At 65.5% G+C, this 18,791-nt stretch carries 14 protein-coding genes; 10 read left to right on the top strand and 4 right to left on the bottom strand.

Annotated elements, in window-relative coordinates; all coding sequences use genetic code 11:
• Nucleotides 1-155 precede the first annotated feature (155 nt).
• The 3 genes from otsB to ASE90_RS18215 are packed head-to-tail and all read left to right on the top strand — an operon-like array spanning nt 156 to nt 4,071.
• Nucleotides 156-899 carry a trehalose-phosphatase gene (gene otsB, locus ASE90_RS18225; RefSeq protein WP_056004350.1) on the top strand — a complete coding sequence of 248 codons (744 nt, stop codon included), beginning with the start codon at nt 156-158 and terminating at the stop codon, nt 897-899.
• Nucleotides 896-2,692: a glycoside hydrolase family 15 protein gene (locus tag ASE90_RS18220; RefSeq protein WP_056004347.1), complete on the top strand. Its 1,797-nt coding sequence runs from the start codon at nt 896-898 to the stop codon at nt 2,690-2,692. The genes otsB and ASE90_RS18220 overlap by 4 nt, the downstream gene beginning before the upstream one ends.
• Nucleotides 2,689-4,071, top strand: coding sequence for an alpha,alpha-trehalose-phosphate synthase (UDP-forming) (locus ASE90_RS18215; RefSeq protein WP_056004344.1), 1,383 nt, complete (start codon nt 2,689-2,691; stop codon nt 4,069-4,071). Before ASE90_RS18220 ends, ASE90_RS18215 begins: the two co-directional genes overlap by 4 nt.
• Before the next feature lie 292 nt (nt 4,072-4,363).
• Here ASE90_RS18215 and ASE90_RS18210 read toward each other — a convergent pair whose 3' ends face one another.
• Nucleotides 4,364-5,878: a fumarate hydratase gene (locus ASE90_RS18210; RefSeq protein ID WP_156361650.1), complete on the bottom strand. Its 1,515-nt coding sequence runs from the start codon at nt 5,876-5,878 to the stop codon at nt 4,364-4,366.
• Between the two features lie 133 nt (nt 5,879-6,011).
• Here ASE90_RS18210 and ASE90_RS20060 point away from each other — a divergent pair, with 133 nt between their 5' ends.
• The 6 genes from ASE90_RS20060 to ASE90_RS18180 all read left to right on the top strand — a co-directional run bounded on the left by ASE90_RS20060 (nt 6,012) and on the right by ASE90_RS18180 (nt 15,879).
• Complete coding sequence (locus ASE90_RS20060; protein WP_162235114.1) at nt 6,012-8,045, top strand: EAL domain-containing protein; 2,034 nt, start codon at nt 6,012-6,014, stop codon at nt 8,043-8,045.
• Nucleotides 8,046-8,107: 62 nt separating this feature from the next.
• Nucleotides 8,108-10,246, top strand: coding sequence for an NAD-dependent DNA ligase LigA (gene ligA, locus ASE90_RS18200; RefSeq protein ID WP_056004333.1), 2,139 nt, complete (start codon nt 8,108-8,110; stop codon nt 10,244-10,246).
• Nucleotides 10,247-10,398: 152 nt separating this feature from the next.
• Nucleotides 10,399-12,891 carry a TonB-dependent receptor gene (locus ASE90_RS18195; RefSeq protein ID WP_056004330.1) on the top strand — a complete coding sequence of 831 codons (2,493 nt, stop codon included), beginning with the start codon at nt 10,399-10,401 and terminating at the stop codon, nt 12,889-12,891.
• Nucleotides 12,892-13,037: 146 nt separating this feature from the next.
• Nucleotides 13,038-14,138, top strand: coding sequence for a sensor histidine kinase (locus ASE90_RS18190; protein ID WP_056004327.1), 1,101 nt, complete (start codon nt 13,038-13,040; stop codon nt 14,136-14,138).
• On the top strand, nt 14,135-14,947 hold the full coding sequence (locus ASE90_RS18185; RefSeq protein WP_056004324.1) for a LytR/AlgR family response regulator transcription factor: 813 nt from the start codon (nt 14,135-14,137) through the stop codon (nt 14,945-14,947). The genes ASE90_RS18190 and ASE90_RS18185 overlap by 4 nt, the downstream gene beginning before the upstream one ends.
• On the top strand, nt 14,947-15,879 hold the full coding sequence (locus ASE90_RS18180; protein WP_056004321.1) for a rhodanese-related sulfurtransferase: 933 nt from the start codon (nt 14,947-14,949) through the stop codon (nt 15,877-15,879). The genes ASE90_RS18185 and ASE90_RS18180 overlap by 1 nt, the downstream gene beginning before the upstream one ends.
• 37 nt (nt 15,880-15,916) lie before the next feature.
• Here the strand turns inward: ASE90_RS18180 and ASE90_RS18175 are convergent, their stop codons facing one another.
• Complete coding sequence (locus ASE90_RS18175; RefSeq protein WP_056004318.1) at nt 15,917-16,222, bottom strand: DUF3297 family protein; 306 nt, start codon at nt 16,220-16,222, stop codon at nt 15,917-15,919.
• A gap of 83 nt (nt 16,223-16,305) precedes the next feature.
• A complete protein-coding gene (locus ASE90_RS18170; RefSeq protein WP_056004315.1) occupies nt 16,306-16,764 on the bottom strand; it encodes a hypothetical protein in 459 nt (152 codons plus the stop codon).
• 139 nt (nt 16,765-16,903) lie between these two features.
• On the opposite strand from ASE90_RS18170, the gene ASE90_RS18165 reads away from it, so the two are divergent.
• Nucleotides 16,904-17,302, top strand: a complete 399-nt coding sequence (locus tag ASE90_RS18165) for an EVE domain-containing protein (protein ID WP_056004312.1) — start codon at nt 16,904-16,906, stop codon at nt 17,300-17,302.
• Nucleotides 17,303-17,456: 154 nt separating this feature from the next.
• Here the strand turns inward: ASE90_RS18165 and ASE90_RS18160 are convergent, their stop codons facing one another.
• Nucleotides 17,457-18,734 carry an MFS transporter gene (locus ASE90_RS18160; protein WP_056004309.1) on the bottom strand — a complete coding sequence of 426 codons (1,278 nt, stop codon included), beginning with the start codon at nt 18,732-18,734 and terminating at the stop codon, nt 17,457-17,459.
• Nucleotides 18,735-18,791: the final 57 nt, after the last annotated feature.

Below are 18,791 nucleotides of genomic sequence, written 5' to 3'. Positions count from 1 at the left end.
CGGTTTCGCCGCACGTCGGGCGGAATGGGCAAACGGTTTGAGGAACGCGTAGCCCGCGCGACTGCCAGCCGGAATGGCCCCCCGGCCAGCATCATCGAACCAAAATACACCGCACCTGCGAAACGATTCACGGTCACGCCGCGTTCATCGGCACGATGCCGTACCAAGACCTTCCCGCTCCGCCTGCCGGCCTGCTCGACGATGCCGGCCTGTTCCTCGATTTCGACGGCACGCTGGTCGAACTGGCCGATCGCCCCGACGGGGTGGTGGTCGGCGACGATCTGCACGTGCTGCTGCAGCGACTGGCCCGACGGCTGGACGGGCGGGTAGCGATCGTCAGTGGCCGGTCGGTTGAGCAGATTGACGGCTTTCTGGGACGGACCATTGCCAACTATACGGTAGTCGGCAGCCATGGCGCCGAAATCCGGCCCGCCGGGGGCACCACCCTCCTGCCCGATCGCCCGGCCAGTCTGACTGCGGCCGAGCGTGCTTTTTCCGATCGCTTCGGCGACGACCCGCGCGTCGTGATCGAGATCAAGACACTGGGCGTCGCGATTCATTATCGCGGCGCTCCCGACGTCGAACAGGAGGCACATGCGCTGGTCGATGCCTTCGCGCAGCGCGACGGGCTGACGACGCAGGCCGGCAAGATGATGATCGAATTGCGCATGGACGGCCATGACAAGGGCACGGCGATCGCGACGCTGTGCGAGACTGCGCCATTTGCCGGGCATTCGCCGATTTTCGTCGGCGACGACCTGACCGATGAACCCGGCATGGTCGTTGCGGCGCACCATGGCGGAGCCGGCATCCTGATCGGAGCCATGCGCGATACCGCTGCGACCTATCGGCTGGACGATGTCGCTTCCTTCCTCGACTGGCTGGAGAATAACGCATGACCGCGACGATGGACCTGTGGCCGATCGGGAATTGTCAGGTATCGGCGCTGGTCGACCGCAACGGGCGGTTCGTATGGGGATGCCTGCCGCGCGTCGATGGTGATCCGGCGTTTTCGTCGCTGCTCGACGACCGGCGGCGCGGATCGGACGGCGCCTATGGCTTTTGGGAGGTCGACCTCGACGGCTGCATCGAGACCGAGCAGAGCTATATCCGCAATACGCCGGTGCTGGTCACCCGCCATACCGATGCGGCGGGCAATGCGGTCGAGGTCGTTGACTTCTGTCCGCGTTTCAAACGGCACGACCGGATGTATCGCCCGGTCGCCTTTTGCCGGATCGTGCGGCCGCTGTCGGGCTCCCCGCGCATCCGCATGCGCCTGCGCCCGTCGATCGACTGGGGCAGCGCCCCCGCCCCGCGTACCCGCGGATCGAACCATATCCGCTACCTGCTCGACGGCGAGGCGATCCGGCTGACGACCAGCGCACCGGTCGGCTGGATCGAGGACGAACGGCTGTTCCGCGTCGAACGCACGCTGCATTTCTTCCTCGGCCCGGACGAGAGCTTTTCGGACGAAATCCCGGCATCGATCGAACGGATGCTGAAGAACACCATCGACGAATGGCGTCACTGGGTCCGCGGCCTCGCCACGCCGGTCGAATGGCAGCAGGCGGTGATCCGCAGCGCGATCACGCTGAAGCTGTGCCAGCATGAGGAAACCGGCGCGATCGTCGCCGCGCTGACCACGTCGATCCCCGAACATGCCGATAGCGGGCGCAACTGGGACTATCGCTACTGCTGGATTCGCGACGCCTATTATACGGTGCAGGCATTGAACCGCCTCGGCGCGCTCGACGTGCTGGAGGGGTATCTCGAATATCTGCGCAACATCGTCGACAATGCCGCCGACGGGCAGATCCAGCCGCTCTACGGCGTTGGCGGCGAGGCGACGCTGGTCGAGCGCGAGGCCGAGGGGCTGGACGGCTATCGCGGCATGGGGCCGGTGCGCGTCGGCAATCAGGCCTATGAACAGGTTCAGCATGACGCGTACGGCCAGATCATCCTGTCCAACGCGCAGGGGTTTTTCGACCAGCGGCTGTTCCGGGTCGGCAAGCAAGCCGATTTCGAGGCGCTGGAGCCGATCGGCGAACGTGCCTGGGCCGCGTATGACAAGCCCGATGCCGGCCTGTGGGAATTGCGCACCAAAAGCCATGTCCACACCTATAGCGCCGCGATGTGCTGGGCGGCGTGCGACCGGCTGGCCAATGTCGCGGGAACGCTGGGGCTGCACGACCGCGAGACCTTCTGGCGCGACCGGGCGACCGCGATGCGGACCAAGATCGAGCGCGAGGCATGGCGGCCGGAGACGAACCGCATGTCGGCGACCTTCGGCGGCGACGATCTCGACGCCAGCATCATCCAGCTGCTCGACCTGCGCTTCCTCGAACCCAGCGACCCGCGTTTCATCGGTACGCTGGAGGCCGTGGAAAAGGGGCTGCGGCGCGGCAGCCACATGCTGCGCTATGCGATCGAGGATGATTTCGGCCTGCCGCACACCGCGTTCAACGTCTGCACCTTCTGGCTGATCGAGGCACTGCACGCGACCGGCCGCGACGAGGATGCGCGCGAATTGCTGGAGGAAATGTTGTCGCGCTGCACCCCCGCCGGGCTGTTGTCGGAGGATATCGATCCGGAAACCGGGGAACTCTGGGGCAATTACCCGCAAACCTACTCGCTGGTCGGCATGATCAATTCCGCCGTCCTGCTGAGCAAGTCATGGAATGTCGTACGATGAGCCGTTTGATCGTCATCTCGAACCGGGTGCAGGCTCCCCAGCCCGGCACCGGCGGCGGGGCGCAGGGTGGCCTTGCCGTCGCGCTCAACGCCGCATTGGCGGAAGAGGACGGCATCTGGTTCGGCTGGTCGGGCGAGACCGGCGACAATCGCGAGCTGCGGTTCCAGACCTATGGCGGCGTCACCAGCGCGGTGATGGATCTGTCCGAACAGGACGTCGAGGAATATTATGACGGCTATGCCAACCGCACCCTGTGGCCGCTATTCCACTACCGCCTCGACCTGACCGAGTTCGAACGCGATTTCCAGGGCGGCTATGAGCGCGTCAACCGGGTATTCGGCGAGCGAATCGGTCCGCATATCGAGCCTGACGACCTGATCTGGGTCCATGACTATCACATGATCCCGCTGGGCTGGGTGCTGCGGCAACAGGGGATCACCAACCGGATCGGTTTCTTCCTGCACATTCCGTGGCCGCCGCGCCGGTTGCTGACCGCGCTGCCCGATCATCGGCGCATGGTCGAGGCACTGTTCGCCTATGACGTGATCGGGTTCCAGAACGAGGAGTGGCTCGACAGTTTCTTCAACTATGTCCGCGAGGAAATGGGTGGTTCGATCGACGGCAATTCGGTCACCGTCGGCGGGCGAACGATCCGTGCGATCAGTTGCCCGATCGGGATCGAGGCGAAGGACTTCATCGCCGGTGCCTCCGGCCCGGTGGCGCGCGCGGCGCAGCTGAACCAGCTCGAAAGCGCGGTCGGGCGCAGCCTGATCGTCGGGGTCGACCGGCTCGATTATTCGAAGGGGTTGCCCGAACGCTTCGCCGGCTATGAACGGTTCCTGCAGAACCATCCCGATCGCCGCGCGCTTGTCTACCTGCTCCAGATCGCGCCGCCGTCGCGTACGGCGGTGCAGACGTATCGCGACATTCGCAACACGCTGGAACAGCAATCGGGCCGGATCAACGGCGCGTATGCCGATACCGACTGGGTGCCGATCCGGTACGTGAACAAGGGCTATCCGCGCGAAGTGCTGGCCGGCATCTATCGTGCCGCCCGTATCGGGCTGGTGACGCCACTTCGCGACGGCATGAATCTGGTCGCCAAGGAATATGTCGCGGCACAGGACCCGCGCGATCCCGGCGTGCTGATCCTGTCGCGCTTTGCCGGTGCCGCGCAGCAGCTGGCGGTCGGCGCGCTGATGGTGAACCCGTACAGCGCCGAGGACATGGCCGACGCGATCGACAAGGCGCTGCGCATGCCCCGCGCCGAACGGATCGAGCGGTGGCAGGGGATGATCGACAATGTCGTCAATGAGGATGTCATCTGGTGGCGCAAGCGGTTCATCGATGCGCTGACGGCGGAGACGAATGACGGCTGAGCCGGCTGCCCGGGTTTGAGCCGGGATCCTGTCGTTCGCTGACGTTGCGCAGAAGAAAAGGGACCCCGGATCAAGTGCGGGGTGACGTAGTGAAAGGAAAGCAACGTGCTGACCCTTTCGTCATCCCGGCGAAGGCCGGGATCCACCGTGCCGCACGATCGCCGGGTTCGGGGTTTGCGGAACCTTGGATCCCGGCCTTCGCCGGGATGACGGAATGGGTGAGGACACGCCGCCCGCTCCTTTGCCCTTCCCGCCTGCGCGGGAAGGGCAAAGGAGCGCTACCCGAAGACGATCACGCCCCTTCGAGCAACCGCTCCTTCGCGATCTTCTCGCGCCACACCAAGGGCGCGAGGTGGTGGACGTTCTGCCCTTCGCTATCCACCGCGACCGTGACCGGGAAGTCCTGCACCTCGAACTCGTAGATCGCTTCCATGCCGAGGTCCTCGAACCCGACGACCTTCGACCCCTTGATTGCCCGCGCGACCAGATAGGCCGCCCCGCCGACCGCCATCAGGTACGCGGACTTGCGTTCGGCGATCGCCTTGGTCGCGTCGGCACCGCGTTCGGCCTTGCCTACCATCGCCAGCAGGCCCTGGTCGAGCATCATGCGGGTGAACTTGTCCATGCGGGTCGCGGTGGTGGGACCGGCCGGGCCGACTACTTCTTCGCCGACCGGATCGACCGGCCCGACATAATAGATCACGCGACCGCGGAAATCGACGGGCAGTTCCTCGCCCCTCGCCAGCATGTCGGCGATCCGCTTGTGCGCGGCGTCGCGGCCGGTCAGCATCTTGCCGTTCAGCAACAGCCGGTCGCCATGCTTCCACGTTGCGACGACGTCCGGGGTCAGCGTGTCGAGATCGACGCGGATCGCGGCCTTGTCCGGGGTCCAGTTGACGTCGGGCCAGTCGGCAAGGTTCGGCTGTTCGAGATAGGCCGGACCGCTGCCATCCAGCGTGAAATGCGCGTGGCGGGTGGCGGCGCAGTTGGGGATCATCGCGACGGGCTTCGACGCGGCGTGCGTCGGCCAGTCGAGGATCTTCACGTCGAGCACTGTCGACAGTCCGCCCAGTCCCTGCGCGCCGATGCCGAGGGCGTTGACCTTGTCCATCAATTCGATCCGCAGCGCCTCGATATCGGTCTGGGCCCCACGTTCCTTCAACTGGCCCATATCGATCGGGGCCATCAGCGATTCCTTGGCGAGCACCATCGCCTTTTCGGCGGTGCCGCCGATGCCGATGCCGATCATCCCCGGCGGACACCAGCCCGCGCCCATTTGCGGGATCATTTCCAGCACCCAGTCGACGATCGAATCGCTGGGGTTCATCATCTTGAACTTGGACTTGTTTTCGGAGCCACCGCCCTTGGCCGCGACATCGACATGGACCTTGTCGCCCGGCACCATTTCGACGTGCAGCACCGACGGCGTATTGTCCTTGGTATTGCGCCTGGTGAACGCCGGATCGGCGAGGATCGACGCGCGCAGCTTGTTCTCCGGGTGGAGATAGGCGCGGCGCACGCCCTCGTCGACGACCTCCTGCAACGACCGGTCGCTGTCGAGCCGGCAATTCTGGCCCCATTTGACGAACACGGTGACGATGCCGGTATCCTGACAGATCGGGCGATGCCCCTCGGCACACATCCGGCTGTTGGTCAGGATCTGCGCAATCGCGTCCTTGGCGGCCGGCGAGGTTTCGGCGGCATAGGCCTCCCCGAGCGCGCGGATATAGTCCATCGGATGGTAGTAGCTGATGAATTGCAGCGCATCGGCCACGCTGTCGATCAGATCGGCTTCGGTGATGGTCATCGCAGGGTCCATATCGGTCATTTTTCCATACTGCCCTACAGGCAGGAAGCGGCCCGTTGCAAAGAATTCGTTCACGATGCGCCGCTATCATCGCCCCGATACGGAAAGGGACGGACAGTTGGCGATCGGCGGAATGAAGGCAACGTTGCGATCGTGGGTGCAGCGGCCGGACGATTCGGCCGGCCTGCCCGCCGAGCGTGCCGTCCGGCTGCTGCGCGAGGCGGAGGATCACGGCCCGAACTGGTTCTGGCAGACCGATCGCAACGGCCGCGTCACCTATCTGAGCGACAAGATCGTCGGCGTATTCGCCGCAGCCGACATCGACCCGGTCGGCTCCGCGCTTACCGATTTGTTGCGGATCGCCGGGGGTGAAACCGCACCGGATAATCCGGAACGCACCCTCGCCTTTCACCTGTCGGCCCGCACCGCGTTCACCGGTTACGCCGTCACCCCGGCCATCACCGGCGAGTGCAACTGGAGCTGGAGCGTATCGGGCAGCCCGTTCACCGATCCGTTCGGCCGGTTCGAGGGGTTCGTCGGCACCGGCACCGACATGGCGGCGGTGCGCGAATCGGATGCGGAGATCACCCGCCTCGCGCTGTTCGACAGCCTGACCGGCCTAGCCAATCGCCAGCGGATGCATATTTCACTCGAACAGACGCTGGCGCAGCCGGGCTATGACGGCACCGCGCTGTTCCTGCTCGATCTCGACCGGTTCAAGGCGGTGAACGACACGCTCGGCCATCCGGTCGGCGACGCGCTGCTCAAACAGGTCGCCGAACGGCTGCTCCGCGTCGTCGACGATGCCGGGCTCGTCGGGCGGCTGGGCGGCGACGAATTTCAGGTCGTCCTGCCGCGCATGGGCAACCGGACGCAGATGGCGACGCTGGCGCAGGCGATCATCGCGTCGCTGTCGCAACCCTATTTCCTGAACGGCCATACGGTATCGATCGGCTGTTCGGTCGGCATCGCCGTATCGCCCGACGACGGGGCCACCCCCGACATGCTGGTCAGCCACGCCGATCTCGCTCTGTATGCCGCCAAGGATGCCGGACGCGGGGTCCACCGCTTCTTCCATGATACGCTGCTCGAAGGTGCGCGATCGCGCCAGCAGATGGCGGACGACCTGCGCGTCGCCCTGTCGCGCGACCAATTGCGCATCGTCTATCAACCGGTCGTCGCGCTGGAAGACGGGCGGATCACTGGGTTCGAGGCGCTGGTACGCTGGGACCATCCGACCCGCGGCACCGTGCCGCCGCAGGATGTCCTCGGCGTGGCGGAGGAATGCAAGCTGACCGGGCAGATCGGCGAATGGGTCCTGCGCACCGCCTGTCACGATGCGGCGTCCTGGCCGGAAGCCACGCGGCTGTCGGTCCATTTGTCGGGCGCGCAACTCGCCGATCCGGCGCTGACCGCCATCCTGGCCAACGCCGTCGCGCGCTCCGGGCTGCCCGCCGAACGGCTGGAATTAAGCATTGCGGAGGCGAGCGTGCTTCGCGACATGCGGGCCGCCGTCGCGACCTTCGCCGCGTTGCAGGGGATCGGCATCCGCCTCGCGCTCGACGATTTCGGGGCGGGACAGGCGTCGATGACCTGCCTGCGCCGCCTGCCGTTCGACCGGATCAAGATCGACCGGTCGTTCGTGCGCGGCGTCAGCGATCCCGAAGGACGCAACGCCGCCGTGGTCCGCTCGATCGTGACGCTCGCCGACCAGCTCGGTATCGTCACGACGGCCAAGGGCATCGAATATCATGACGAACTGGCGGTCCTGCGCGACCTTGGCTGCACCGACGTGCAGGGCCTGGTCTATGGCGCGCCGCTCGACGGTGCCACCGCCGCCGCGCGACTGTTGAACGAAGGCGGCGCGTTGACCCCACAGGGGCCAAAGGCGGAACGCGCGGCACGGACGCGGATGCTGCGATCGACCACGATCGAACTGGGTGGTCGCACCCGCCCGGCGCGCATCCGCGACCTGTCGACCACCGGCGCGCTGATCGATCTGGTCGATTTCGGCGAAGCCGCGATCGGATCGGTCGTCCGGATCGATACCGGCGGCGGCCACTGGGCTGCCGCGACGATCCGCTGGGCGGAGGATGGCCGCGCCGGCCTCCATTTCGACCGCCCGATCGTGGTCGAACGCCGCATAACCATCCGCCGCAAGGAATGAAGCACGCCGACACTGCCCCTTCCCCTTGATCGCCGGCCCGCCGACCGGGTAGCGATCCGGACATGACCACGTCCCCCCTGCCCGCCACGCCAGCCGAAGCCGCCGCCGAACTGGCCGAACTGGCCGAACGGATCGCCGAGGCGGATGCCGCCTATCACGGGGCGGACGCGCCGGTGCTGACCGATGCCGACTATGACGCGCTGGCCGGGCGCAATCGCGCGATCGAGGCGGCGTTTCCGACGCTGGTCCGCACCGACTCCCCCTCGCTGCGCGTCGGCACCGCGCCGTCGGGGCATCTGGCAAAGGTTGCCCATGCCCGCCCGATGCTCAGCCTCAACAACGCCTTCGCCGATGCGGACGTCGCCGAATTCGTCGCCAGCATCCGCCGTTTCCTGCGCCTGTCCGACGACGAAGCCGTATCGCTGACTGCCGAGCCGAAGATCGACGGCCTCTCGGCATCGCTGCGCTACGAAGGCCGCCAACTAGTCCGCGCACTGACCCGCGGCGACGGCGCGGTGGGCGAGGACGTGACCGCCAATGTCGCGACCATCGCCGACATTCCGCAAACCCTGCCCGCCGCCGCCCCCGACGTGTTCGAGGTGCGCGGTGAGGTCTATATGGCGAAGGACGATTTCGCCGCGCTCAACGCGCGCCTGCTGGCCGATGCGGTCGACCCGGCCAAGGCGCGCCAGTTCGCCAACCCGCGCAACGCCGCCGCCGGGTCGCTCCGGCAAAAGGACGCCGCCGTCACCGCCGCGCGCCCGCTCAAATTCCTCGCGCATGGCTGGGGCGAAATCACCGCGCTTCCCGCCGACACCCAAGCCGGTGTCGTTGCGGTGTTGAAGGACTGGGGCTTCCCGATCGCCGACGCCTTTCAGCGCTGCGACGGCGCGACCGAAGCACTGGCCGTCTATCGCGCGATCGAGGGGAGCCGCGCCGACCTGCCGTTCGATATCGACGGCGTCGTCTACAAGCTCGACCGGCTCGACTGGCAGGAGCGGCTGGGGTTCGTCGGCCGCGCGCCGCGCTGGGCGATCGCCCACAAATTCCCCGCCGAACGCGCCCAGACCACGCTGAAGGCGATCGATATCCAGGTCGGCCGCACCGGCGCGCTCACCCCCGTCGCGCGGCTGGAGCCGGTGACGGTCGGCGGCGTCGTCGTCACCAACGCCACGCTGCACAATGCCGATGAGATCGAGCGGCTGGGCGCGCGTCCCGGCGACCGCGTCGTCGTGCAGCGCGCCGGCGACGTCATCCCGCAGATCGTTGACAACCTGACCCGCGACGACGTCCGCGATCCTTGGGCGTTCCCGACCGAATGCCCCGAATGCGGCTCGCTCGCCGAGCGCGGCGAGGGCGAAGTCGTGGTGCGCTGCACCGGCGGCCTCGTCTGCCCGGCGCAACGGGTCGAACGGCTGATCCATTTCGTCTCGCGCCACGCCTTTGACATTGCGGGACTCGGGCTGGTCCGGGTCGAGGAATTCTTCCGCGACGGGCTGATCGCCTCGCCCGCCGACATCTTCCGCCTGCACACCCACCGCGAAGCGCTGGTCCAGCGCGAGCGCATGTCAGACCTCGTCGTGACCAAGCTGCTGACGGCGATCGACGCGCGCCGCACGATCGGACTCGACCGGTTCCTGTTCGCGCTCGGCATCCGCCATGTCGGCGAAGTGACCGCGCGCGACCTCGCCCGCCGCTGGACTTCGGCAAAGGACTTCGCCGCGATGATCCGCCGCGCGCTCCATGTCCGCCGCATCACCCAGCCGGCAATCGGCGAGAACGACCGCAAATTCACGCTGCGCCGCGGCCGCGCGCTGGTCGCCGCGGTCGAGACGGCGGGGATCGGCCCCGAAGTCGCCGACGCGCTGCTCGCCTTCTTTGCCGAAAAACATAATCGTGACGTCGTCGCCGACCTGCTGCGCGAGGTCCGCCCCGACGACATCGCCCATGCGACGACGCAGAGCGAACTGACCGGCAAGACCGTCGTCTTCACCGGCAAGCTCGAAACCCTCAGCCGCGACGAGGCCAAGGCGCAGGCCGATGCGCTGGGCGCCCGCGTCGCCGGGTCGGTGTCGAAGAAGACCGATCTGGTCGTGGTCGGTGCCGATGCCGGATCGAAACGGGCCAAGGCAGAGGAACTGGGTATCCGCGTGATCGACGAAGCCGCATGGTCGGCGATCGTATCCGGCGCGACGACGTGATGTTTTTGCAACGCATCAAAACAGACTGATGCCCCCGCTTCCGGTTGTCGCAAAATAGAAATATGGGACGTTCATTGGCGCCGGGACGGTGAAGCGCACCGCCTGAACCAGCGAGAGAGTCGCGCCACCCATTTGCGATTCCAAGGGGACCTATGAACACCAAGCTCCATGCCGGCGTGGCCTTTGCCGCGCTCCTGCTCCCGGCCTCGGCCTTCGCGCAATCGACCGGTTCGACCGATTTCGAATCGGAAGACATCGTCGTCACCGGCAGCCGCACCGACAATGGCGTCGACGGCATCAAGATCCCCGACGGCCCCAAGGCACGCGTCGTGCTCGATCAGGAATTTCTTGCCAAGCAGACCCCCGGAAACACGGTGCTCGACGCACTGAACATCGTTCCCGGCGTCAACTTCACGCAGAGCGATCCGTTCGGTTCGTCGGGCGGCAACATCCGTATCCGCGGCTTCGACGGCAACCGCGTCTCGCTGACGTTCGACGGTTTCCCGCTGAACGATTCAGGCAACTACGCGATCTATTCGAACCAGCAGCTCGATCCCGAACTGGTCGACGAGATTAACGTGAACCTCGGCGCGACCGACATCGACAGCCCGACCGCATCGGCGGCCGGCGGCACGATCAACTATCGCACGCTGATCCCGTCGGAAACGCTGTCGGCGACGATGGTCGCATCGTACGGCGATTTCGATTTCCACCGCGTGTTCGGCCTGATCGAAACCGGCAACCTGACCTCGTTCGGCACCCGCGCCTTCCTGTCGGCGTCGACCGCGTCGAACGACAAGTTCCGTGGCCCCGGCGAAATCCGCAAGCAGCAGTTCAACGCCGGCATCTATCAGCCGCTTGGCGACAATGGCGACTTCATCCGGGTGTCGGGCCATTACAACGAGAACCGCAACAACTTCTATCGTGCGGTATCGGTGGGTGACATGCGCACCCTGTTCGGCACCGGCGTGATCCCGGCGAACGCCAGCGCGTCGCCCGCCAATCCGATCCGCATCGATCTGAACGAACAGCAGTTCGAAACTGTCAACAATTTCGAGAACAACGAGTTCTGCAACCGTCCGACCCCGGTTCGCGGCACCGCCCAGAACGAGGCGCAGGGCGACGCCGCGAACTGCTCGAATTATTACGGCATTCGCGTCAACCCGTCGAACACCGGCAACATCCGCGCCAACTCGCGCTTCACATTGTCCGACAAGCTGACGCTGACGCTCGATGGTTCGTACCAGTATACGCTGGCCCATGGCGGTGGCACCTCGACGCTGGCCGAGAATTCGGCGCGTGCAAAGGGCGGCCTGACCACGTCGGCGGGCGTTGATTTCAACGGCGACGGCGATGTCCTCGACACCGTCCGCTTTTTCTCGCCGAACATCACCAACACCAATCGTTACACCGGCATCGCATCGCTGCGCTACGACATCACCGAAGACCAGCGCGTCCGCGTCGCCTATACCTACGACAATGCCAACCACCGCCAGACCGGAGAATGGGGCAACCTTTTCTCGAACGGCATGCCCGAAGACATCTTCTCGGGTCGTAACGGTCGTCCGGTACTGACCGCCGATGGCTTCACCATTAGCCAGCGTGACCGTGAATCGACCGCGCTCCTGAATCAGGTGTCGGGCGAATATATCGGTCGCTTCTTCGATCGCGCCTTCACGCTGCAGGTCGGTCTGCGGGCACCATTCTTCAAGCGCGACCTGCAGACCAACTGCCCGATCGAGGCACGCGGTTCGGGCTTCGCCTATTGCACCAGCGAGCCGCTCACGTCGTTGCGCATCATCGCGCCGGACGCCGTCGTGCCGACCACGGGGGCTACGCCGTACTATGCGCCGTTCGCGACGACCTACAAGTACGACGCGATCCTGCCGAACGCCGGCTTCACCTATAACTTCGTCGATACCAACGTCAGCATGTTCGGTAGCTATGCGAAGGGCTTCTCCGCACCGCGCACCGACAACCTGTATCGTGCGCCGTTCATCGGCGTGCAGCCGGAAAAGACGGACTCGTTCGATCTGGGTCTGCGTTACAACAGCCGCATGGTGCAGTCGCAGCTGACCGGCTGGTACATCAAGTACAAGAACCGCATCGTGTCGTCCTTCGACTTCGATCAGGGCATCTCGTTCGACCGCAACATCGGCGCCGTGGACAGCTATGGCTTCGACGGCACCGTCACCGTGCGTCCGACCACGTGGCTGGGCCTGACGGCGATCGCATCGTACACCCATACCGAGCTCCTCTCGAACGTGCAGACCACCGGTACCGCCGTTGCGCAGACCAAGGGCAAGGCCGTGCCGGAGACTCCGGAATGGCAGTTCGGCGGTCGCGCCGAATTCAACTACGGTCCGGTCAATGTCGGCGTGCAGGGCAAGTGGGTCGACGAACGCTTCCTGACGGACCTGAACGACGTGGTGGTCGGTGCCTATACGCTCGTCGATCTCGACGCGCGCTTCAGCCTCGAACAGTACGGCCTCGCCAAGACCAACCTGTCGCTCAACGTCCGCAACCTCTTCAACGAGCGGTATTTCGGCAACATCAGCACGCAGGTCGATGCATCGTCCGGCAACCCGAACCTGTCGGTCGGCTATCCGCGCACCGTCATCGGTTCGATCAAGTTCGGCTTCTAAGCCCAACCGGACCAACCGACGCGAACCGCCGTCCCGGCAACGGGGCGGCGGTTTTCGTTTGGGGCGGCTTTGCGCTACAGCCCGGTTTCCATCCCGGCCCCGCCGCGATATGACGGCGACAAGGGGCCATAGTTGCGACGGAGCGCATGACGCTTAAGCCCGCCATTTTCTCGCGCCCCTTCTTCGAACAGAAGAACCGCGCCTTCTGGCTGCTGCAGGCCGCCGGCTGGACCGGCTATCTGATCCTGCGCTCGGTCTCGACGCTGTCGAACGCCGCGTCGCTCAAAAGCGTGCTGGCAAATATCGTCGAGGTCATCGTCGGCTATTGCCTGACGCTGCTGATGAGCGTGCTCTACGGCTATTACCGCTCGCTGCCGCGCGTGCCGGCGATCTTCCTGACGCTGTGCACCCTGTCGGCGGCGACCTTCGCCTATTCGCTGATCGACGCGTTCGTCTTCACCTTCATCCGCAACGTGTCGCCCGATGTCAGCTTCTCGCTGGTGCTGGGTACGCTGTTCATCAATTTCACCGTGCTGGCCGGCTGGTCGGCCGCCTATTTCGGCATCAATTTCTATCTGGTCGTCGAACAGCAGGTCGACGAGATGCGGATGCTGGAGATGCAGGCATCGTCGGCACAGCTGGCCATGCTGCGCTATCAGCTGAACCCGCATTTCCTGTTCAACACGCTCAATTCGATCTCGACGCTGGTGCTGCTCAAACAGACCGAGAAGGCGAATGTGATGCTCAGCCGCCTCGCCTCGTTCCTGCGGTACACGCTGGCGAACGAGCCGACCGCGCACGTCACGCTGGAGCAGGAGGTTGAAACGCTGAAACTGTATCTCGATATCGAAAAAATGCGGTTCGAACATCGCCTGCGCACCGAATTCGATATCGACGCCCGCGTCATGCACGCGCGGCTGCCCTCGCTGCTGCTCCAGCCGCTGGTCGAAAACGCGATCAAATATGCGGTGACGCCGCAGGAGGATGGGGCCGATATCGCGATCACCGCTCGACTGGCCGGGGATCGGGTGCAGATCGCCGTTTCCGATACCGGCCCCGGCTTGATCGACGGACCGAAGCGGCCGACGCTGTCCACCGGTGTCGGCATACAAAATATCCGGGACCGGCTGGCGCAGGCCTATGGCCCCGACCATCGGTTCGACACCCGTTCGGGCAACGGGGGCGGATTCGTGGTCGAGATCGAACTGCCGTTCCAGACGCAAGACGTTACCAAAGAGGCTGCATGACCATCCGTACCATCCTTGTCGACGACGAATCGTTGGCGATTCAGGGCCTCGAACTGCGGTTGCAGGCGCATGACGATGTCGAAATCATCGACAAATGCCAGAACGGTCGCGAGGCGATCCGTTCGATCAAGACCCACAAGCCCGACCTCGTCTTCCTCGACATCCAGATGCCCGGTTTCGACGGCTTCTCGGTGGTGCAGGGGCTGATGGAGGTCGAACCGCCGCTGGTGGTGTTCGTCACCGCCTATAGCGACCACGCGATCCGCGCGTTCGAGGCGCAGGCCGTCGATTATCTGATGAAGCCGGTCGAGGAATCGCGCCTCGCCGACACGCTCGACCGGGTGCGCCAGCGCCTCTCCGAAAAGCGCGGGCAGGCCGAGGTCGAGAAGCTCAAGGAAGTGCTCGCCGAAGTCGCCCCCGACACCGCGGCGGAAATGGAAGCGGCCGATGGTGGCGGCGACGATGCGCACGGGGCCAATCGCTTCGAAAAGCTCATCAACATCAAGGATCGCGGCCAGATCTTCCGCGTCGATGTCGATACGATCGAAATGATCGAGGCAGCGGGCGACTACATGGTCATCAACACCGGCGACAATTCGCTGGTGCTGCGCGAAACGATGAAGGACCTCGAAAAGCGCCTCGACCCGCGCCGGTTCCAGCGCGTCCACCGCTCGACCATCGTCAACCTCGATCTGGTGAAGCAGGTGAAGCCGCACACCAATGGCGAATGTTTCCTGATCCTCGAATCGGGCGCGCAGGTGAAGGTCAGCCGGTCGTACCGCGACGTGGTGGCGCGCTTCGTCCACTGATGGCCAGGATTACCGTCGCGGCGCTGTACCGCTTTGTTTCGATTGCCGATCCGAAAGGGCTCCGCGATGCGATGGAGCAGGTGCTCGACCGCGCCGGCATTCGCGGCACGCTGCTGATCGCGTCCGAGGGGATCAACGGCACCATCGCCGGTAGCGCGGAGGGGATCGACACCGCCCTGGCGGTGATCCATGCGCTGCCCGGCTGCGACGACCTGAGCCCCAAGTTCAGCACGGCGGAGACGATGCCGTTCCACCGGCTGAAGGTGCGCGTGAAGCGCGAGATCGTGACGATGGGCGTGCCCGGCACCGATCCGACCAGAATCGTCGGCACCTATGTCGCGCCCGCCGAGTGGAACGCGCTGATCGCCGATCCGTCGACCGTCGTGATCGACACCCGCAATGCCTATGAGGTGAAGGTCGGTACCTTCGCCGGCGCGGTCGATCCGCAGACCGACAGCTTCCGCGACTTTCCGGCATGGTTCCGCGCCAATCGGACCGAGCTGCTGGCCGGCAAGACGCAGGTCGCGATGTTCTGCACCGGCGGCATCCGCTGCGAAAAATCGACCGCTTTCCTGAAAAGCGAAGGCGTCGACGCGGTCTACCACCTCGACGGCGGCATCCTGAAATATCTGGAAGAAGTCCCCGCCGACGCCAGCGCGTGGCAGGGCGAATGCTTCGTCTTCGACGAACGCGTCGCCGTCGGCCACGGCCTGACGCAGGGCACCCACGACCTGTGCCGCGGCTGCCGGATGCCGGTCAACCCGGAGGACCGCGCCTCGCCGCTGTTCGAGGAAGGCGTGCAATGCCCTGCCTGCGCCGGCACCCGCGACGCAGCGACGCTCGCGGCCAAGGCGGAACGCCACCGGCAGGTGACGCTGGCCGCCAAACGCGGCGAACAGCATGTCGGCAAGCGGATGGAGCCGGACGGCTGACCACCCCTCCCCGTCAAGGAAGGGGCATCGGCGAAGGTTACGCCGCCCCGTCGGCCTTGTCGTCCTCCGCCGCGGCGTCGTCGGTCGCGGCTTCCTCACCCTCGGCCGGCGTCTGGAAATAGGCTTCGACCGGCCCGGTCAGCTTGATGGTCAGCGGCTGACCCTTGCGGTCGACCTTCTTGCCCAGCCCGACGCGGATCCAGCCTTCGGAGATCGAATATTCCTCGACATCGGTGCGCTCGGCACCCTTGAAGCGGATGCCGATGCCGCGCTCCAGCACGGGCTGGTTGAAATGCGGGCTGCGCGGATTGATCGAGAGGCGATCGGGGGGCGTATCAGTCATGGGCGCGGCCCATGCCGCAAAACGCCCCGCGCGCCAAGTGCAAAGGGCGGAAGGGCGGAAGGGCCTGCCCCCCGCCCCCGCGATCAGTTACAGCCCCGGACGCGAACCATCTGGTCGTAATAGGGGTCGTAGCGCCGTTCGACCCAGCACCGCTGATAGTCATCGTAGCGCTGGGCATAATAGCCGTCGTTCGGATAAAATCCGCGCTGCTGATAGAACCGATCGTCGTAATTATAGGCATAGCCGCGATCGCGATAATTGCGCTCGCGATAGCGCCGGTCGTTCGCGCTCGATGCCAGCGCCGCGCCGATCGCCAGGCCGGCGATGCCGGCGACGACGGCCGTGCCGCCATTGCCGCGATTACGGTTCCAGCCCCGGTTCCACCCGCGATCATGGCCACGGTCCCAACCGCGATCATATCCCCGGTCATATCCACGGTCATATCCGCGACGCCACTGCGCCTCGGCCGGGGCAGCAGCGGCGGTCAGCGCGGTCGCCGCCAGCGACAGCCCCAGGCCCGCCTTGGTCAGCAAGGTCTTCATGCCAATCTCCTCCAGTGCGTGGGGCCGTGCCGCCCCTGTCCACGTCGACGCACCTGCGCCGATGATCGGGTCATGGCAGGCAGCGACTGAACGCACGCGGAATGCTATATTCACCCGCGGTTTATCGTGGGGGTCCGACATGGCGTACTGGCTGCTGAAATCCGAACCCGACAGCTATGGCTGGGACGATCTGGTCAACGACGGCGGCACCGAATGGGACGGCGTGCGCAACCATGCCGCCGCGAAGCACCTGCGCGCGATGGCGGTCGACGACCGCGCGCTCTTCTACCATTCGGGCAAGGACAAGGCGGCGGTCGGCATCGCCCGCATCGCGCGCGCGGCGCAGCCCGATGGCGACGAAGGCTGGGTGTCGGTGCGGATCGAGCCCGACCACCCCCTGCCCCGCCCGGTGACGCTGGCGACCATGAAGGCGGAGGGTGCGCTGAAGGACATGGCGATGCTGCGCCAGTCAAGGCTGTCGGTGTCGCCGGTCAGCGATGCGGAGTGGGAGGTGGTAATGGGGTTGGCGGGAGAATAGGCCCGCTCACCCCCGGCCCTTCCGTTCGGTTCGAGCAGTTTCGAGCTTGTCGAAGGCTCGTATCGAAGCACCTGCCCCGGTCCTTCGATACGCCACTTCGACAAGCTCAGCGGCTACTCAGGACGAACGGATGGGACTGATCCGCAGCGGATCGTTACGCCCCCTCCACCCGCGCCAACCTTGGCGACAGCAGGTGCACCAACGCCAGCGCCACGAAATACGCCGACCCTGCGACGAAGAACAACGGCGCGTAGCTGCCGATCCCGTCGAGCACATAGCCGGCATATTTCGCCATCAACATGCCGCCGACCGCGCCGACCGTCCCGCCGATCCCGACCACCGATCCGACCGCCGCGCGCGGAAACAGGTCCGATGGCAGCGTGTAGAGGTTCGCCGAAAACGCCTGATGCGCCGCCGTCGCGATGCCGATGACCAGCACCGCCACCCACAGATTGTCGATCGACTGCGCGAACAGCACCGGCAACACCGCGAACGCACAGACCAGCATCGTCACCTTGCGCGCAAAGTTGACGGTCCGCCCGCGCGCGATCAGTCGCGACGACAGCCACCCGCCGGCCACGCTGCCCAGATCGGACAATAGATAGATCGCGACCAGCGGCGGCCCGAAGCTTAGGAGGTCGAGCTCATAGCGGTCGCCGAGATAGCCGGGCAGCCAGAACAGGAAGAACCACCAGATCGGGTCGATACAGAATTTGCCGAGCGCATAGGCCCATGTCTCGCGCTTGGCGATCAGCCGTCGCCACGGCAGCGGCTGCACCGGATCGGCCGGGTCCTGTTCGATCCATGCCAGTTCGCCCGACGACACCTTCTGGTGCTCGCGAGGGCGACGATAAAAGGCCAGCCACGCGACCAGCCACACGAAGCTGACGACGCCGGTCACGACGAACGCCATGCGCCAGCCATAGGCGACGGTCAGCGCCGGCACCGCCAGCGGGGTGATGATCGCGCCGACATTCGCGCCGGCGTTGAACACCCCGATCGCAAAGGCACGCTCCTTGGCCGGAAACCATTCGGTCACCGCCTTGATCCCCGCCGGGAAATTGCCCGCCTCGCCGATGCCCAGCCCGAACCGCGCCATCGCGAACTGGGTCACGCTATACGCCCCGCCATGGGCGATATGCGCGACCTGCCAGATGACGAAGGCGACGGCATAGCCCATGCGCGCGCCGATCACGTCGACGATCCGCCCGAACCCGATATAGCCGATGGCATAGGCCATCTGGAAAAAGAAGATGACGTTGGCGAAGTCGGTCTCGGTCCAGCCGAGATCCTTGGACAGCGTCGGCTTCAGCACGCCGATCATCTGCCGATCGACATAGTTGATGACCGTCGCCATGAACAACAGCGCGACGATCCCCCAGCGATACCGCCCCGCCCGGCGTACCGCGCGCTCGATGCCGTCACCTTCCATTCCTCGCCTCCACATTCCCGGTGGCCGATCCTTGTCGACCTTGCTGTTCCGCCCTCT

Source organism: Sphingomonas sp. Leaf67 (assembly GCF_001421965.1).
In the GTDB taxonomy this organism is placed as follows: Bacteria; Pseudomonadota; Alphaproteobacteria; order Sphingomonadales; family Sphingomonadaceae; genus Sphingomonas.
This window is presented reverse-complemented; position numbering and strand designations above follow the sequence as displayed.

Coding starts and splice junctions, on each gene's coding strand:
- otsB (WP_056004350.1), top strand. CDS start 156: ATGCCGTACCAAGACCTTCCCGCTCCGCCTGCCGGCCTGCTCGACGAT.
- ASE90_RS18220 (WP_056004347.1), top strand. CDS start 896: ATGACCGCGACGATGGACCTGTGGCCGATCGGGAATTGTCAGGTATCG.
- ASE90_RS18215 (WP_056004344.1), top strand. CDS start 2,689: ATGAGCCGTTTGATCGTCATCTCGAACCGGGTGCAGGCTCCCCAGCCC.
- ASE90_RS18210 (WP_156361650.1), bottom strand. CDS start 5,878: ATGACCATCACCGAAGCCGATCTGATCGACAGCGTGGCCGATGCGCTG.
- ASE90_RS20060 (WP_162235114.1), top strand. CDS start 6,012: ATGAAGGCAACGTTGCGATCGTGGGTGCAGCGGCCGGACGATTCGGCC.
- ligA (WP_056004333.1), top strand. CDS start 8,108: ATGACCACGTCCCCCCTGCCCGCCACGCCAGCCGAAGCCGCCGCCGAA.
- ASE90_RS18195 (WP_056004330.1), top strand. CDS start 10,399: ATGAACACCAAGCTCCATGCCGGCGTGGCCTTTGCCGCGCTCCTGCTC.
- ASE90_RS18190 (WP_056004327.1), top strand. CDS start 13,038: ATGACGCTTAAGCCCGCCATTTTCTCGCGCCCCTTCTTCGAACAGAAG.
- ASE90_RS18185 (WP_056004324.1), top strand. CDS start 14,135: ATGACCATCCGTACCATCCTTGTCGACGACGAATCGTTGGCGATTCAG.
- ASE90_RS18180 (WP_056004321.1), top strand. CDS start 14,947: ATGGCCAGGATTACCGTCGCGGCGCTGTACCGCTTTGTTTCGATTGCC.
- ASE90_RS18175 (WP_056004318.1), bottom strand. CDS start 16,222: ATGACTGATACGCCCCCCGATCGCCTCTCGATCAATCCGCGCAGCCCG.
- ASE90_RS18170 (WP_056004315.1), bottom strand. CDS start 16,764: ATGAAGACCTTGCTGACCAAGGCGGGCCTGGGGCTGTCGCTGGCGGCG.
- ASE90_RS18165 (WP_056004312.1), top strand. CDS start 16,904: ATGGCGTACTGGCTGCTGAAATCCGAACCCGACAGCTATGGCTGGGAC.
- ASE90_RS18160 (WP_056004309.1), bottom strand. CDS start 18,734: ATGGAAGGTGACGGCATCGAGCGCGCGGTACGCCGGGCGGGGCGGTAT.